The sequence below is a fragment of the Actinoplanes octamycinicus genome (assembly GCF_014205225.1).
Classification (GTDB): Bacteria; Actinomycetota; Actinomycetes; order Mycobacteriales; family Micromonosporaceae; genus Actinoplanes; species Actinoplanes octamycinicus.
This window is the reverse complement of record NZ_JACHNB010000001.1, coordinates 7,585,338-7,602,184: the sequence shown is the minus strand read 5'-3', so window position 1 is coordinate 7,602,184 and position 16,847 is coordinate 7,585,338. Positions and strand designations below refer to the sequence as shown.

The window sequence follows — 16,847 nt, the reverse complement described above, 5'->3', positions numbered from 1 at the left end:
GCCGCAAGCGGTTACCGCCTCCTGGTCCGGCGGTGGACGAGAACCGCGGCGGCCAGGATCGCAGCCGTCCCGGCGAGCACCACGAGCAGGATGGGAAGGCGGTTCGGCTCGTCCTCGGCCGTTTTCATCGCGGCCAGCGGTTCCCCGGCCGCGGACGGCGACGGAGAAGGAGCGGGCGACGACGCCGCGGGCGCGGACGGGAGCGCGTGGCGGAACAGCACCGGCTTCGCGCCCTCCGAGATGGTCAGCAGCGCGGTCCCGTCCGCCGAGTACGCCACCGACTCGCCCTGCGGCTCGTCCGGCAGCGCGATCTGCCGCGGCGTCCCGGTGGTGATCGCCTTGACCACGTCGCCGCCGGCCACGTCGTACTCGAAGGCGTCCGCGTAGGTCCGCAACACCACCCGGGAACCGTCCGGGCTGCTCGCCGCCCCGGTGATCACCAGGTGGCCGGGCAGCGAGAACGGGTTGCTGGTGGTGGTCATCGGCACGGTCACGCTGCCCGCGGCGCGCAGCGGCGTCGTCCCGCCGGACCGCAGCGCGCCGTCGGCCACGTAGACCCCGGCCGCACCCGGCGTCTTGGTCACCACGATCGGGCTGCCGTCCGCGGCCAGCAGCAGCGCCTCGGCGTCGTGCGCGCCGTCCGGGTAGGACAACCGGAACAGCTTCGGTTTCGACGAGCCGGGCGCCAGCTTCCACAGCGCGATGGTGTCCCGATTCTCCCCGTTGTCGCCGATGTCCGCGACCCACAGCGTCCCGTCCCGCCCGAGCTGCAGGTCCTCGGTGTCCCGGGGCCGCGACGGATAGTTCACTGTGCGCTTCAGCGAGCAGTCCCGCTTCAGATAGAAGATCTTCCGGTGCGACGCCTCGTCCGCGCTGTCGTTCACCACCACGTAACCGTCACTGGTCGCCACCAGCCCGGATATCTCGTCCAACCGCTTGTCGTCGACCTGGCAGACCGGTCCGGCCGCCACCGCGGCGGCGAGCATCGGGGCGAGCAGCATGCCCCATTCGACCACGCGGGCGCCATCGCTCGGCTGACCCGGGCACAACATCGATTCGCGTACGCCGTGGAGCGCACCGGTGATGGACAGCCGTTGAAATACTGCGGCGGTGGGACGTGAGGTGAGCTACGACGACGCCGTCCAGCTGCTCGGCGGCGACCGCGACAAGTGGGTCAAGCTCCTGGACACCCTGCTCGGCGCGGGCCTGCTGGCGGCGGTCGGCCCGTTCCGTGACCTGCTCGGCTGGTTCGACGCCAAGGCGGAACTGAGCAAGGTCGTCGAGAAGCTCGTGACCGGACTCATCGAACGGCGGTCGACCCTGTCCCGCTGGGAGCGGACCGAGCGGCTGCGGGCCGCGCACGCGGTCCTCGCGGTCACCGCGTATTTCGAGGCGCTCGCCGAGACGAAGCTGCCGGTCGGCCACCGGGACCTGGAGCTCACCGCGGCCGAGCAGCGCTCGCTGGGCGCCGCCGGGAGGTCCGTCCCGGTGCCCGGCGCCGCCGAGTCGCACGAGATGTTCCGCCAGACGCTGATCGACCACTACCGCCAGGTCGGCGACACCGTCGGCGGCTTCCTCCAGGGACTCGCGGTCTGGGAGCGCCTGTCGCCCGGCGAGCGGAGGACGGTCACCGAGGCGCTGGCGGCGCTGCCGGACCGGGCCGCGGACCGGTTCGACAGCCTGCTCGGGCGGCTGGCGTCCGAGTTTCCCGAGGTGGCGTTCTGGGCCGGGATGCGCGAGCACAACGCCACTCGCGGCGCGCTGGCCGAGGCGACCACCGCGCTGGCCGGGATGCGCGCCGTGCTGGACCGGCTCGCCGAGGGCCGGCCGCCGGACTCCCGCCGGGCCGCGCTGTCCCGGGCCTACGCCGCCGCGCTGCGGCGCCCGTCCGATGACGTGCCGACCGGCCTGCGGATGCCGTCGCTGGCCGAGGCCTTCCTACCGCAGCTGTACCGGTCCTGCGTGGTTACCGGAAGCCTGCCGCTGAGCAGTGAGAACTGGTGGGATCGGCAGCCGGTCCGGGACGATCTGCTGTCGTTCCTGACCGGGCACCTCACCTCGGCGGAGGCGGTCACCGCGCCGCTGCTGGTGCTCGGCCAACCCGGTTCGGGGAAGTCGGTGCTCAGCAAGCTGCTGGCCGGGCAGTTGCCGGCCAGCGCGTTCCTGCCGGTGCTGGTGCCGCTGCGCGACGTGTCCGCCTCGGCCGACCTGCAGGAGCAGATCGAACAGGCGATCCGCGCCGCCACCGGTGAACGGCTGGACTGGCCGGCGCTGAGCCGGTCGTCCGGTGACGCGCTCCCGGTGGTCATCCTGGACGGCTTCGACGAGTTGCTGCAGGCGACCGGGGTGAGCCAGACCGACTACCTGAGCCGGGTCACCGCCTTCCAGCGCCGGGAGATGGACCAGGACCGGCCGGTCGCGGTGATCGTCACCAGCCGCACCAGCGTCGCCGACCGGGCCCAGCCCAGCGAGGGCACCGTCGCGGTCCGGCTGGAGCCCTTCGACGACCATCGGATCGCGGCCTGGCTCGACGTCTGGAACCGGGCCAACGCCGACCGGTTCGCGGCCGGCCCGGAGGCGCCGCTGGACCTGGTGACCGTGCTGCGCTACCGGCATCTCGCCGAGCAGCCGCTGCTGTTGCTGATGCTGGCCCTCTACGACGCCGAGGGGAATGCCCTGCGGGACGCCGGCACGCTGCGCCCGGACGAGCTCTATGAGCGGCTGTTGGCGCGCTTCGCCCGCCGTGAGGTGGACAAGCTGGGGGCTGGGCTGCCCGAGCGGGAGCGGGCGCAGCTCGTCGAGTTGCACCTTTACCGGCTCAGCGTGGTGGCGTTCGCGATGTTCAACCGCGGGGCGCAGTGGGTGAGCGGCGACGATCTGGCCCGGGATCTGGAGGCCCTGCCGATGCCGGCCGCCCCCAGTGGGGTGGCGCAACCGGCCGGCCTGCGGGCTCGGCAAAGCGCCGTGGAGCAGGCGCTCGACTCGTTCTACTTCGTCCATCGCGCCGGTGCCGATCGGGACGGGGTGCGACTCGGCACCTACGAGTTCCTGCACGCCACCTTCGGCGAGTACCTGGTGGCCCGGCTCCTGCACACCATCGTCACCGAGATGGTGAACCGGCAGCGGACCGTCACCTTCCTCACCGGCGGCAAGCCGACCGACGACGACCTGCTGCACGCCCTGCTCTCCTGGGCGCCGCTGGCGGACCGGCGGCAGATCGTGGCCTTCCTGCACGGCATGGTCCTGGTCAAGCCGGCCGAGGCGCGGGCCGAGTGGACCGAACTGCTGGTCGAGCTGTTCCGGGCGGCGCCGCAGCCACGGGAGCCGCGTGGCTTCGGCGGATACCAGCCTCGCGCGCTGACCGTTCCGTCCCGGATCGCCGCCTACACCGCGAACCTGCTGCTCCTGGCCTTGTGCGGCGAGGATCTGACGGCGGGACGGTTGTTCCGGACCACCGACGAGGCGGCGATTCGGGAGTGGCAGGACATGGCCCTGCTCTGGCACTCGCAGGGTGGCGCCAGCGGCTGGTCCGGGCTGCTCCGCCTAGTGGTGGTGAAGCGAGTGGGCCGCACCGGGAAGCGGGACGTCGTGCTCACCTTCGACGGCGACCCCAGCGTCATTCCGGAAGTGGACCTGGCATGGGCGCTGGGTCCGGACGAACCGAAGCACACCGGCGTCTCACTCACCTACGGCAACGTGTTGCGCGATGTGGGCCGTGAGGCCCACTTCACCTGCGACGCGATCAACGACGTTCAACAGCATGCCCTGGAACCACTGATGGATCCGGCTTTCGGCCAAGCCGGCGGCGTGATCTTCTCGGCCGCTCAGCGGGGCAGGCCGACGGTTCTGCTGCGGGACATCCTCATGCTGGTTGGTCCACCCTCCGAGCCGGTCGCGGAGCGCGTGCGACGATACCGACATTGTCTTGATGAGGCACCCTATTTCGATTTTGTCTACCTCGACCTGGTGCTGCGCCGCATCGAACGCGATCGGGATCTCACCACGACTGATGTGATGGACGTATTCGTGTCGTTCCAGGATCCGGGGCCTTGCCGGGCCGAGCTGGTCAGCTGCCTGCTGGCGCACCTCGACCCGGTCGATGGGGCTCCGCTGGCGGAGCTGCTGGTCCAGATCCTGGACAGCCACGCCGCGACCGGGTGGCTCGAGGCCGAGGTGGAGGCCGCGATCCGGCTCGCCGAGCTCGGACTGAAATATCCGGACGTCGAGGAGTACGAGGCACGATTGTTGCTGGATAAGCATGCGGACCGGCGGCCGGACTTCATCGGCAGGATTCACCGGATCGTCGCGTGAGGTGGTGTGACCCAGTCCCGAGCTGCGGGAAGCCTCCGCCGGCCCGCCCTGGCATGTCGGTAATGTGCGAGCCGCTCCGCTACACCGCCTACAGATTGCCCTGATACGTGACAACCGCAGCGATCTCCACCGACCTGGTGCAAGCCCTCGCCCGGGCCGGCGTCCCCGACGTGCTGACCGACCTGGCACACCGTTCGGCGTACGCGAGTGACGCCTCCCTCTACCGGGTGGTCCCGCAGGCGATCGTGCGGCCGCGCCACGACGACGACGTGGCGGCCACCCTCCGGGTCTGCCGTGAGCTGGGCATCCCGATCACCGCGCGCGGGGCGGGCACCTCGGTGGCCGGCAACGCGATCGGGCCGGGCGTGATCCTGGACTTCAGCCGGCACATGAACAAGGTGCTGGAGATCGACGCGGAAGCGCGGACCGCGCGGGTGCAGGCCGGCACCGTGCAGGCGGTGCTGCAGGCGGCGGCGAAGCCGTTCGGGCTGCGGTTCGGCCCGGACCCGTCGACGCACACCCGCTGCACGATCGGCGGCATGATCGGCAACAACTCGTGCGGTTCGCGGACCCTCGGCTACGGCCGCACCTCGGACAACACGGTCGCGCTCACGGCGTTCACGATCGACGGCGAGCGCCTGGTCACCGGCCCGCAGCCGAGCGGCGCGGAGAAGACCGTGGACGCGCTGCGCCAGCTGATCGGGGCGAACCTGGCGGTCGGCCGGACCGAGTTCGCCACCTTCGGCCGGCAGGTCTCCGGCTACGCGGTCGAGCACCTGCTCCCGGAGAACGGGTTCAACTTGACCGAGTTCCTGGTGGGCAGCGAGGGCACCCTGGCGATCGTCACCGAGGCGACGGTCCGGCTGGTCGCCGACCCGGCGCACCGGGTCCTGGTGGTGCTCGGTTACCCCGATTTCGGTACGGCCGGCGACGTCATCCCGGCGATCCTCAAGTTCACGCCGACCGCCTGCGAGGGCCTGGACCACCGGATCTGCGACGTGGTCCGGTCCCGCCGCGGCCCGGACGCGGTCCCGCCGCTGCCCGGCGGCACCGCCTGGCTGATGGTGGAGATCGCCGGCGACGACCTGGAGGAGGTTCGCGGCCGGGTCGAGGGCCTGGTCGCGGCGGCCGGGGCGGTCGACCACGTGATCGTCGAGGACACCGCGAAGGCCGCCCCGCTGTGGAAGATCCGGGAGGACGGCGCCGGGTTGGCCGGGCGTGCCCCGAGTGGCCTGCCCGCGCACGCCGGCTGGGAGGACGCCGCGGTGCCGCCCGCCAGGATCGGGGCGTACCTGCGGGACTTCGACGCGCTGTGCGAGCGGCACGGGCTGGCCGTGATGCCCTACGGCCACCTGGGCGACGGGTGCGTGCACGTGCGGCTGGACTTCCCGCTGGACAAGCCGGGCGGGGCGGGCAAGTTCCGGGCGTTCCTGGAGGACGCCGCCGACCTGGTGGTCAGTTACGGCGGGTCGCTCTCCGGCGAGCACGGCGACGGGCGGGCCCGGTCCGAGCTGCTCAGCCGGATGTACTCGGCCGAGGCGATGACCCTGTTCCGGCAGATCAAGCACACCTTCGACCCGGGCAACCTGCTGAACCCGGGCAACCTGGTCGACCCGGACCCGGTGGACGCGAACATCCGGGTGTCGCAGGCGCGGAAGGTGACCGTGCCGCTGGCGCTGGCCTACCACCACGACGGCGGGGACTTCAACCAGGCCGTGCACCGGTGCACCGGGGTGGGTAAGTGCCGGGCGGACACCACGGTGCTCGGCGGGGTGATGTGCCCGTCGTTCCTGGCCACCAAGAACGAGAAGGACTCCACCCGGGGGCGGGCCCGGGTGCTGCAGGAGATGCTGGACGGGGAGCTGGCGCCGGACTGGCGGGCGGAGGCCGTACACGACGCCCTTGATCTCTGTCTGTCCTGCAAGGGCTGCGCGTCGGACTGTCCGACCGGGATCGACATGGCGGCCTACAAGTCCGAGGTGCTGCACCAGAGCTACAAGGGGCGGGCCCGGCCGCGGTCGCACTATTCGCTGGGCTGGCTGCCGCGCTGGTCCCGGCTCGCGTCGAAGATGCCGGCGCTGGCGAACCTGATGACCAGCCTGCCCGGGATCCGTGGCCTGGCGCTCTACCTCGCCGGCGTGGACTCGCGGCGGTCGATCCCGACCTTCGCCCCCCGCACCTTCAAGTCCACGTTCAAGCCGATGAAGACCGGCAAGCCGGTCATCCTGTTCGTGGACAGCTTCACCGACCACTTCGCGCCGGAGATCGCCCAGGCGGCCGTCGACCTGCTCGTCGACGCCGGCTACGCGCCGCAGGTGACCAGCAAGAAGGCGTGCTGCGGGCTGACCTGGATCAGCACCGGGCAGCTGGACGCGGCCCGCCGGATCCTCGGCGTCACCGTCGACGAGCTGCACCGCGCGGTCAAGAAGGGCATCCCGATCGTCGGCCTGGAGCCGTCCTGCACCGGTGTGCTGCGCAGCGACGCGGTCGAGCTGGTCGACAACGAGGCAGCCCGCGAGGTGGCCGCCGCCACCAGGACGGTCGCCGAGCTGCTCGCCGCCACCCCGGACTGGACCCCGCCGTCGCTGGACGGGGTCCGGGTGGTCGCCCAGCCGCACTGTCACCACCACGCCGTGATGGGCTGGGAGGCGGACGCCAAGCTGCTCAAACGCACCGGCGCCACGGTCAAGCGGCTCGGCGGCTGCTGCGGCCTGGCCGGCAACTTCGGTGTCGAGCGCGGGCACTACGAGGTGTCCGTGCAGGTCGCCGAGCAGCAGCTGCTGCCCGCGCTGGAGCAGGCCGAGGAGGGCGACGTCTTCCTGGCCGACGGCTTCTCCTGCCGCACCCAGGCCGACGACCTGGCCGACGTCTCCGGCGTCCACCTGGTCCAGCTGCTGGCCGACGCCCTGGCCGCCAAGAAGCGGCAGCCGACACCGTGATCCGGACCTTCGGCTGGGAGGACTACGACGCGGTCGCCGCTGTCTGGGCGGCGGCCGCGCGCGAGGTCGTCCCGCGCGCCGAGCTGGAGCTGAAACTCGCCCGCGACCCCGAGCTGTTCCTGGTCGCGACCGACGGCGACCAGGTCACCGGGGTGGTGCTGGGCACCTGGGACGGCCGCCGCGGCTGGATCCTGCGCCTCGCCGTCGACCCGGCCCGCCGCCGGCAGGGCATCGCCACCGCGCTGGTCCACGAGCTGGAGGCCCGCTTCCGGGCGCTCGGCTGCCCGCGGATCAACCTGCTGGTGATGCCGGAGAACGACGCCGGCCTGCGCTTCTGGCAGGAACTCGGCTACCTGCCGATGCCGGACGTGCTCTGCACCAAACCCCTCTGACACCGCCAGGTCCGCTTCCGATGCGGTTGTCCGTTTTCGGTACGCGGTAAGCACGCACCGCACAGCAGCCTGCAGACCGGTTTTGATCTTCAGAACCACCCGCGGACAGTGAAGAGTGCGGCGATCGCTCTGGACGCGCCAGCGGCCAGATCGCCGTGCTCGGCCCGCGCTACTTAAAGAGAATTTGGTGTACGACCGCGGCCCGGCCAGGCTTGGTCGAGGTGATCGGTAGGGTGCTCAGGCCCGCGCTGCCCACTCATATGGCGGGGTGTGGCTCTCTCCCGGCTTGGACCCTGCCGGTCACCGTGGCGCGGAGTGGCTGAAGAGGGGTTTGCCCAGCTGTAAGTAGCGTTGCCCTCCCGCTGGTGTGGTTCTGCCGCGACGACGGGAAGGTCAACGGGTACATGGGTCAGCTGATCATTGGAGTCGATCCGCACAAGCGGTCCGCGACGATCGAGATCATCAACGAGCGTGAACAGGTGCTGGCCCGTGGCAGGTACGGCACCGACACCGGTGGCTACCAGCAGATGCTCGCCGCCGGCCGCCGTCACGCCGGCCGGGTGTGGGCGGTCGAGGGCTGTAACGGCATCGGCCGGCACCTGGCCCAGCGGCTGGTCGCCGACGGCGAAACCGTGCTGGACGTCCCGGCGAAACTCGCCGCGAAAGCCCGCAACTTTGACACCGGGCACGGCCGTAAAACCGACGGTCACGACGCGCACCACATCGCGGTGACCGCCCTGCGCACCCCGGGCCTGCGCCGCGTTCACGCCGACGGCGCCACCGTCGCGCTGCGGCTGCTGGCCGACCGCCGCGACCAGCTCGGTGTCGCCCGCACCGAGACCATCAACCGGCTGCACCAGCTACTGCTCGAACTGATCCCCGGCGGCGCGAAGAAGAACCTGACCACCGACCAGGCCCGCACCCTGCTCGAACGCGTCAGCGTCCCGGCCGGCGACATCGTCACCGCCACCCGCTATCAGCTGGCCGGCGACCTGGCCGACGAGCTCACCACCCTGGACACCAAGATCAAAGCAGCCAACCGGCAGCTGAAGACCGTGCTGGCCGCCACCGGCACCCAGCTGACCAGCCTCAACGGCATCGGCCCCTCCGGCGCCGCCCGCCTGCTCGGCGACATCGGCGACATCAGCCGCTTCCCGACCCGCGGGCACTTCGCCACCTGGAACGGCACCGCCCCCATCGACGTGTCCTCCGGCGACAACCATCATCACCGGCTCAACCGGGCCGGGAACCGGCGCATCAACCGGGTCCTGCACATCATGGCCATCACCCAGCTCCGCTTCGACACCCCCGGCCGCGCCTACTACCAGCGCAAACGCGCCGAAGGCAAAACCGCGATGGAAGCCATGCGAGCGTTGAAACGACGCCTGTCCGACACCGTCTACCGCCAAATGATCAAAGACGACCACACGGCACAACAGACAGCGACGGGTCCGGGAGGACACACGGGGGCGACTCTGAACTCCAGCGCGGCCGACCCAAACCCCAAGATCGACACTTCGGAAAAGTCACAACCCGGACCCGCCAACCACCACCCTAAAACACCCCTCACACCAACCCCTTGACAGAGGGGTGCCGGGAGCATGCGATCCGCACCCAGCGGGCCTGCGTAACTGAAGATCCTGAAGTTGATTTTTGTTCTCGCACCGGCGTGCGGAACCCTGTGCCCCCTAAGATCACCTCGTGGCCGGAGTGGCGCAGTGCGTGAGCCGGAGTTGCACCAGCGGCTGGTCCGACTGGATCCACGGCGAGCTGTGGCTGACCCCGGTCGCGCTGGTGCGGCGGCGGCTGAGCCTGGCCGACACGATGGCGAACGGGATCGGGCCGACGGTGCGGGCGCCGCTGCCGGTGGCCGACGCCGGGTGGTTCGACCACTACCGCGAGGCGATCGTGGCCGAGCACCGCACCAACCGGTTCATCCCCTTCGACGCGATCGCCACCGCCCGGCTGCGTAGCGGCGTCCTGAACGACGCGCTGCGGATCACCCTGCGCGACGGGACCCACCATCGGCTGCTCTGGCTGACCAAGGATCCCGCCCACGCGATTCTGTTCGGCGCCCTGCCCGGTCTGCTCGGCGCCCGCCTGACCCGCTGAGCGGACATGGTGGAAGCGGTCCCGGAATAGTCGGCCGTGCGCCATCTTCCAAAAGTCGAGCATCGAAAACTGTTATGTGGCCAGGGCATGGAATGACAGATAAGCATTGACGTCTCTCGCTTGATGAGTTGGAAACGATCTGGCAATCTGGGGGCGCGCTGGGAGCGCTTCCACGAATGGCCGGCACCCGATCCCGCTCTTCTCCGAGGAGACCGCCATGCCCGAAGTGACACGGAGACACCTGATCTTCGGGGGCGCGGCCGGAGCGGCGCTGGTGCCGCTGGGGTGGACAGCCGCCGCCCGGGCTGGGTTCACCGCGCCGCCCGAGGTGCGGGCGGCCGACGACCTGGCCCTGTGGTACGACCAGCCGGCCGGCGCCGAGTGGCTGCGGGCGCTGCCGATCGGCAACGGGCGCCTCGGGGCGATGGTGTTCGGCAACATCGACACCGAACGCCTCCAGCTCAACGAGGACACGGTCTGGGCCGGTGGCCCCTACGACTCCGCCAACTCGCGGGGAGCGGCCGCGCTGGCCGAGATCCGGCGGCGGGTCTTCGCCGACCAGTGGACGTCAGCGCAGGATCTGATCAACCAGACCATGATGGGCACACCCGGCGGGCAGCTGGCGTATCAAACGGTCGGGGATCTGCGGCTCGCGTTCGGCTCCGCCTCCGGGGCGACGCAATACCACCGCGGGCTCGACCTGACGACCGCGATCGCCACCACGACGTACGTGCTGAACGGTGTGCGCCACCAGCGTGAGGTGTTCGCCAGCGCGCCCGACCAGGTGGTGGTCGTCCGGTTGACCGCGGACCGGGCCGGCGCTGTCTCGTTCAGCGGCACCTTCGCCAGCCCGCAACGCACCACGACGTCCAGCCCGGACAGCGCCACGATCGCCCTCGAGGGCATCTCCGGTTCCATGGAGGGCGTCACCGGCTCCGTCCGGTTCCTCGCCCTGGCCCAGGCGATCGTCACCGGCGGCACGGTCACCAGCACCGGCGGCACGCTGCGCGTGTCCGGCGCCACCAGCGTGACGCTGCTGGTCTCGATCGGCTCCAGCTACGTCGATTTCCGCACCGTCAACGGCGACTACCAGGGTCTCGCCCGCAGCCGGCTGGCGGCCGCCCGCACCATCGCCTACGACCAGCTGCGCAGCCGGCACGTCGCCGACTACCAGGCGTTGTTCGGCCGGGTGACGATCGACCTCGGCCGCACCGCCGCCGCCGACCAGCCGACCGACGTGCGGATCGCCCGCCACGCCACCGTGGACGACCCGCAGTTCTCCGCGTTGCTGTTCCAGTTCGGCCGGTACCTGCTGATCTCCTCGTCCCGGCCGGGCACCCAGCCGGCCAATCTGCAGGGCATCTGGAACGACTCGACCAGTCCCCAGTGGGACTCGAAGTACACCATCAACGCGAACCTGCCGATGAACTACTGGCCGGCCGACTCCACCAACCTGGCGGAGTGCTACCAGCCGGTCTTCGCCATGATCAAGGACCTGGCGGTGAGCGGCGCCCGGACGGCGCGGGCGCAGTACAACGCGGGCGGCTGGGTCACCCATCACAACACCGACGCCTGGCGCGGCACCTCGGTGGTCGACGGCGCGCTGTGGGGCATGTGGCAGACCGGCGGAGCGTGGCTGGCCACGCTGATCTGGGACCACTACCTGTTCACCGGCGACCTCGGTTTCCTCCGGGACAACTACCCGGCCATGAAGGGCGCCGCCCAGTTCTTCCTGGACACCCTGGTCAGCCATCCGACGCTCGGATACCTGGTCACCAACCCGTCGAATTCTCCCGAGCTCCCGCACCACGCGAACGCCAGCGTGTGTGCCGGCCCGACCATGGACAACCAGATCCTGCGCGACCTGTTCGACGGCGTCGCCCGGGCCGGTGAGGTCCTCGGCGTCGACCAGGACTTCCGGACCCGCGTGCGCTCGGCCAGGGACCGGCTGCCCCCGATGCGGGTCGGCTCCCGCGGCAACATCCAGGAGTGGCTGGCCGACTGGGTCGAGACCGAGCCGAACCACCGGCATGTCTCCCACCTGTACGGCCTGCACCCGAGCAATCAGATCACCAAGCGTGGCACTCCCCAGCTCCACCAGGCCGCACGCCGGACCCTGGAGCTCCGCGGCGACGACGGGACCGGCTGGTCGCTCGCCTGGAAGATCAATTACTGGGCCCGGCTGGAGGATGCCGCGCCGGCCCGCAAGCTGCTGGGCGACCTGGTGCGTACGGACCGCCTCGCGCCCAACATGTTCGACCTGCACCCGCCGTTCCAGATCGACGGCAACTTCGGCGCCACCTCGGGCATCGCCGAGATGCTGCTGCAGAGCCACAACAACGAGCTGCACCTGCTGCCGGCGCTGCCGTCCGCCTGGCCCGCCGGCCGGGTGACCGGCCTGCGGGGACGCGGCGGTTACACGGTGGGCATGGTGTGGAACGCCGGTCAGGCGGACGAGGTGCTGATCACCGCCGATCGCGACGGCGCCGTGCGGCTCCGTGCCCGGCTGTTCGCGGCGGACTTCACCGTCGAGGACGTCACCGCCGGCGCCGCCGTCGTCGTCACCCGCCTGGAGCCCGACGCCGTGCAGCTCACCGCCCGCGCCGGCCACACCTACCGGGCCGCCCGGCCGGGCGGCACGCCGACGGTCTCCGCGAGCGTGTCGCCCTCGGCGGTCCCGTCCTCGTCGGCCCCGGTACCGGCCGGAGCGCGGGCGGTGTACGCGGTGACGAGTTCGTGGTCCGGAGGCTTCCAGGCCGAGGTGACGGTGACCGCGGGGACCCAGGCGATCAGTGGCTGGACCGTGTCCTGGACCTTCCCTGGCGGACAGACCGTCAGTCAGGTCTGGAACGGCGCCTTCGCCCAGAGCGGTGCCGCCGTGACGGTGACGAATGCCGCGTACAACGGCGCTCTCGCCGCCGGAGCCACCGCCACCTTCGGCCTCATCGCCACCGTGACCGGCGCCAACGACCCGCCCACCACGCTCACCGTCACCACCCGCTGATCCCCCGGAGGAAGCGCACCGATGAAAGATCTGAACGGTCGGCCCCAACGCCGTGCCAGAGGGCTCCTCGGCGGTGTCTGCGCCGTGGCCGTCGCCGTGTCCTCGGTGGCGGTGGCCAGCTCCGCCCACGCCGACCTCACCGGCCCGCCCGGAACCAGTTTGAAGGCGGCCGCCGAGCGCAGCGGCCGGTACTTCGGCGCCGCCATGGGCGGTGACCGGCTCAACGACCAGGGCTTCCTCACCATCGCGAACCGCGAGTTCGACATGATGACGGCTGTCAACGAGATGAAGCCCGACGCGACCGAGCCCAACCGTGGTCAGTTCGACTTCCGGGCCGGGGACGCCATCTACAACTGGGCCACCCAGCACGGCATGCGGGTCCGCGGCCATACGCTGGCCTGGCACGCCCAGCAACCACGGTTCTGGGGCAGCCTCAGCGGTGGCGCCCTGCGGACCGCGATGATCGACCACATCAACGGCGTCATGAGCCACTACCGGGGCAAGCTCTACGCCTGGGACGTGGTCAACGAGGCGTTCGCCGAGAACGGCAGCCGCCGGCAGTCGAACCTGCAGGCGACCGGCAACGACTGGATCGAGGCGGCGTTCCGGGCCGCGCGGGCCGCCGACCCGTCGGTCAAGCTCTGCTACAACGACTACAACATCGAGAACTGGACGTACGCCAAGACGCAGGGCGTCTACAACATGATCCGGGACTTCAAGTCGCGCGGCGTGCCGATCGACTGCGTGGGCCTGCAGACCCACTTCACCGGCGGCAGCTCGCTGCCGAGCAACTTCCCGACCACGCTGTCCAGCTTCGCCGCCCTCGGCGTGGACGTGGCCCTGACCGAGGCCGACGTCACCAACGCGTCCGCCACCCAGTACGCGGGTCTGACCCAGGCCTGCGCGAACGTTCCCCGCTGCGTCGGCATCACGACGTGGGGCATCCGCGACAGCGACTCCTGGCGCGGCAGCGAGAACCCACTGCTGTTCGACCGCAACAGCAACCCCAAGCCGGCGTACACCTCGGTGCTCAACGCCCTCAACGCCGCCTCGACCTCGGTGCCCGGCACGAGCACCCCGCCGAGCACGCCGGTCAGCACGCCGCCGAGCATCCCGCCGGTCTCCGGATCGCCGGGCGCCTGCACCGCGACGTACCGGCTGACCAACAGCTGGGGCGGCGGGTTCCAGGGCGAGGTCACCGTGGCCAACAACGGCTCGAGCACGCTCCACGGCTGGACCGTGCGACTGACTCTGGCCGGCGGGCAGACCATCGCCAACGTCTGGAACGGCGTCGCCACCGGCACCAGCGGCACGGTCAGCGTCCGCAACGCCGACTACAACGGGTCGCTCGGCGCGAATGCCTCCACCAGCTTCGGCTTCCTGGTCAACGGAAGCACCACCACGGCGCCCGGCGGACTCACCTGCACCAGCTCCTGACCGGCGCCCGGCACCGAACCTCGCACACCCTCACGCTGCTGCGCCGCCCGGCTTCGGACCGCCCGAAGCCGGGCCGGCAGAAGGGAACGACATTCCGATGACAACAGGTGACGACCACGGGTCGAACCGCCGACGGCCGCGCCGCGGCTGGGCGGTGGCCACAAGCCTTCTGCTGGCACTGGCGGGGGTGCTGGTCGCGGATCCCGCGCCGGCGCGGGCCGCCACGGCGATCACGATCAACGGCACGTCGGCCGGGCGCACCTTCGACGGGGTCGGGGCGATCAGCGGCGGCGGCGGCAACAGCCGCCTCCTGGTCGACTACCCGGAACCCCAGCGCAGCGACATCCTCGACTACCTGTTCAAGCCGGGATACGGCGCGGCGATGCAGATCATGAAGGTGGAGATCGGCGGGGACACCAACTCGACCTCCGGCGCGGAGCCCAGCCACGAGCACACCCGCGGCGCCGTGAACTGCGACCGCGGGTACGAGTGGTGGCTGATGGGCCAGGCGAAGGTCCGCAATCCCAGCATCAAGCTGGTCGGACTGTCCTGGGGCGCCCCGGGCTGGATCGGCAACGGCAACTTCTGGTCCAGCGACTCGATCGACTATCTGATCGCCTGGCTCGGCTGCGCGGCCTCGCATGGACTGACCATCGACTACCTCGGCGGCTGGAACGAACGCGGCCGCGATCTGAACTGGTACAAGAACCTGCGCTCGGCGCTGAACTCCCGCGGCTACCCGAACGTGAAGATCGTGGCCTCGGACGAGTTCGGCTGGGGCTCCGCGGACGACGCGCTGCGTGACCCCGCGTTCGGCGCCGCGATCTCGGTGGTCGGCAGCCATTACGTCTGCGGCTACCGCAGCGCGCAGACCTCCTGTCCCAGCTCGGCGAACGCGGTGAACTCGGGCAAGACGCTGTGGGCCAGCGAGAACGGTTCGGACGACTACAACGCCGGCGCGCCGGCCCTGGCCCGCGGCATCAACCGCGACTACCTCGACGGCAAGATGACCGCCTACCTCAACTGGCCGGTCATCGCCGCGATCACGCCGAACGTCCCCTGGGTCACGACCGGGGTGGCCGTGGCGCCGCAGCCCTGGTCCGGCTACTACTCGATCGGCACGAGTGCCTGGGTCATGGGCCACACCACCCAGTTCACCGCACCGGGCTGGCGCTACCTCGACAGCGCCAGCGGCTACCTGGGCGGTAGCCGCAACAACGGCAGCTACGTCTCGCTCCGGGCGCCGAACACCGGCGACTACAGCACCGTGATCGAGACGATGGACGCCGGATCGGCCCAGGACCTGCAGTTCACCGTCACCGGCGGACTGTCGGCCGGGACCGTGCACGTGTGGTCCACCAACGTCCGGTCGAGCAACCCGGCCGACCAGTTCGTCCGGCGCGCCGACATCACCCCGTCCAACGGCTCGTTCTCGCTGACCGTCCAGCCCGGCTACGTCTACAGCATCACCACCACGACCGGGCAGGGCAAGGGCACCGCGGCCAGCCCCGCCCAGGGACAACTGGCGCTGCCGTACAGCGACGACTTCGACGGTTACGCGACCGGACGCGAGGCGAAGTACCTGTCGGATCACCAGGGCTCCTTCGAGGTGACCGGGTGCGGCGGTGGCCGGGCCGGTCAGTGCGTACGCCAGATGGCGGAACAGGCGCCGATCTTCTGGACCTCCGGCCACGCCGAGCCGTTCACGCTGCTCGGTGACCTCAACTGGCGCAACTACACCGTCTCCTCCGACGTCATGCTGGAGAGGAGCGGCTATGCCCAGCTGATCGGCCGGGCCGGGAACTACAACCACGACAACCCGCACAACCTCAACGCCTACTACCTGCGGGTGGCCGACAACGGGTCGTGGTCGATCCGCAGCAACAACACCAGCGGCAACCAGCGGACCCTGATCAGCGGCACCACGTCGGCCCTGGGCACCGGCCGCTGGCACAAGCTGGCCCTCACGGTCAACGGCAGCACCCTGACCGCAGCCATCGACGGGGCCACCGTCGGCAGCGTCACGGATGCCACGTGGGTCGCGGGGCAGGTCGGGTACGCCACCGGTCAGGGGGTGACAGCGCAGTTCGACAACCTGTCCGTCACCGCGCTCGGCGGCGGTCCGAGCCCCACCGGGGCGATCCGCGGTGCGGGCTCCAACCGCTGCCTGGACGTCAACGGCCAGAGCCAGTCCGACGGGACGGTCGTGCAGATCTGGGACTGCAACGGCGGCGCCAACCAGACCTGGACGGCGACGTCGGCCAACCAGCTGACCGTTTACGGAAACAAGTGCCTCGACGCCCCGAGCGCCTCCGCCGGCGCCCGGGCCCGGATCTGGTCCTGCACGGGCGCCGCCAACCAGCAATGGCGGATCAACGCCGACGGCACCATCACCGGCGTCCAGTCCGGCCTGTGCCTGGATGTGACCGGCGCGGGGACGGCCAACGGCACCGCCGTCGTCCTGTGGACGTGCAACGGCGGCAGCAACCAGCGTTGGATCAGGTCATGACCGGCAGGCGGACGGGCCGGGTCCCGCGCCCGCCCCGGTCACGACGTAGCGAGAGTGACCCGGATCGCCATCGGCTCCGGTAGAAATCATCGCCGCACCCCTGCGGGTCAGCAGGGACCGATCGCGCCGTGCTCGTCCAACCC

9 protein-coding genes are annotated in these 16,847 nt (G+C 70.7%); 8 read left to right on the top strand and 1 reads right to left on the bottom strand.

Features of this window, described 5'->3' with window-relative positions; translation table 11 throughout:
* Window positions 1–11: 11 nt before the first annotated feature.
* Window positions 12–1,016 (bottom strand): hypothetical protein, encoded by a 1,005-nt coding sequence (locus BJY16_RS34275; protein WP_185043696.1) that lies wholly within the window; start codon window positions 1,014–1,016, stop codon window positions 12–14.
* A gap of 94 nt (window positions 1,017–1,110) precedes the next feature.
* On the opposite strand from BJY16_RS34275, the gene BJY16_RS34270 reads away from it, so the two are divergent.
* The 8 genes from BJY16_RS34270 to BJY16_RS34235 all read left to right on the top strand — a co-directional run bounded on the left by BJY16_RS34270 (window position 1,111) and on the right by BJY16_RS34235 (window position 16,704).
* On the top strand, window positions 1,111–4,311 hold the full coding sequence (locus tag BJY16_RS34270; RefSeq protein ID WP_185043695.1) for an NACHT domain-containing protein: 3,201 nt from the start codon (window positions 1,111–1,113) through the stop codon (window positions 4,309–4,311).
* Between the two features lie 107 nt (window positions 4,312–4,418).
* Window positions 4,419–7,250, top strand: a complete 2,832-nt coding sequence (locus tag BJY16_RS34265; protein ID WP_185043694.1) for an FAD-binding and (Fe-S)-binding domain-containing protein — start codon at window positions 4,419–4,421, stop codon at window positions 7,248–7,250.
* Window positions 7,247–7,642: a GNAT family N-acetyltransferase gene (locus BJY16_RS34260; protein ID WP_185043693.1), complete on the top strand. Its 396-nt coding sequence runs from the start codon at window positions 7,247–7,249 to the stop codon at window positions 7,640–7,642. Before BJY16_RS34265 ends, BJY16_RS34260 begins: the two co-directional genes overlap by 4 nt.
* A 365-nt stretch (window positions 7,643–8,007) precedes the next feature.
* On the top strand, window positions 8,008–9,225 hold the full coding sequence (locus tag BJY16_RS34255) for an IS110 family RNA-guided transposase (protein ID WP_311775285.1): 1,218 nt from the start codon (window positions 8,008–8,010) through the stop codon (window positions 9,223–9,225).
* A 118-nt stretch (window positions 9,226–9,343) separates the two neighbouring features.
* A complete protein-coding gene (locus BJY16_RS34250) occupies window positions 9,344–9,754 on the top strand; it encodes a hypothetical protein (protein ID WP_185043692.1) in 411 nt (136 codons plus the stop codon).
* A 217-nt stretch (window positions 9,755–9,971) separates the two neighbouring features.
* Complete coding sequence (locus tag BJY16_RS34245; protein ID WP_185043691.1) at window positions 9,972–12,758, top strand: glycosyl hydrolase family 95 catalytic domain-containing protein; 2,787 nt, start codon at window positions 9,972–9,974, stop codon at window positions 12,756–12,758.
* Between the two features lie 21 nt (window positions 12,759–12,779).
* Window positions 12,780–14,195, top strand: a complete 1,416-nt coding sequence (locus BJY16_RS34240; protein ID WP_185043690.1) for a glycoside hydrolase family 10 protein — start codon at window positions 12,780–12,782, stop codon at window positions 14,193–14,195.
* Between the two features lie 97 nt (window positions 14,196–14,292).
* On the top strand, window positions 14,293–16,704 hold the full coding sequence (locus BJY16_RS34235) for a ricin-type beta-trefoil lectin domain protein (RefSeq protein WP_185043689.1): 2,412 nt from the start codon (window positions 14,293–14,295) through the stop codon (window positions 16,702–16,704).
* Window positions 16,705–16,847: the final 143 nt, after the last annotated feature.

Coding starts and splice junctions, on each gene's coding strand:
- BJY16_RS34245 (WP_185043691.1), top strand. CDS start 9,972: ATGCCCGAAGTGACACGGAGACACCTGATCTTCGGGGGCGCGGCCGGA.
- BJY16_RS34240 (WP_185043690.1), top strand. CDS start 12,780: ATGAAAGATCTGAACGGTCGGCCCCAACGCCGTGCCAGAGGGCTCCTC.
- BJY16_RS34235 (WP_185043689.1), top strand. CDS start 14,293: ATGACAACAGGTGACGACCACGGGTCGAACCGCCGACGGCCGCGCCGC.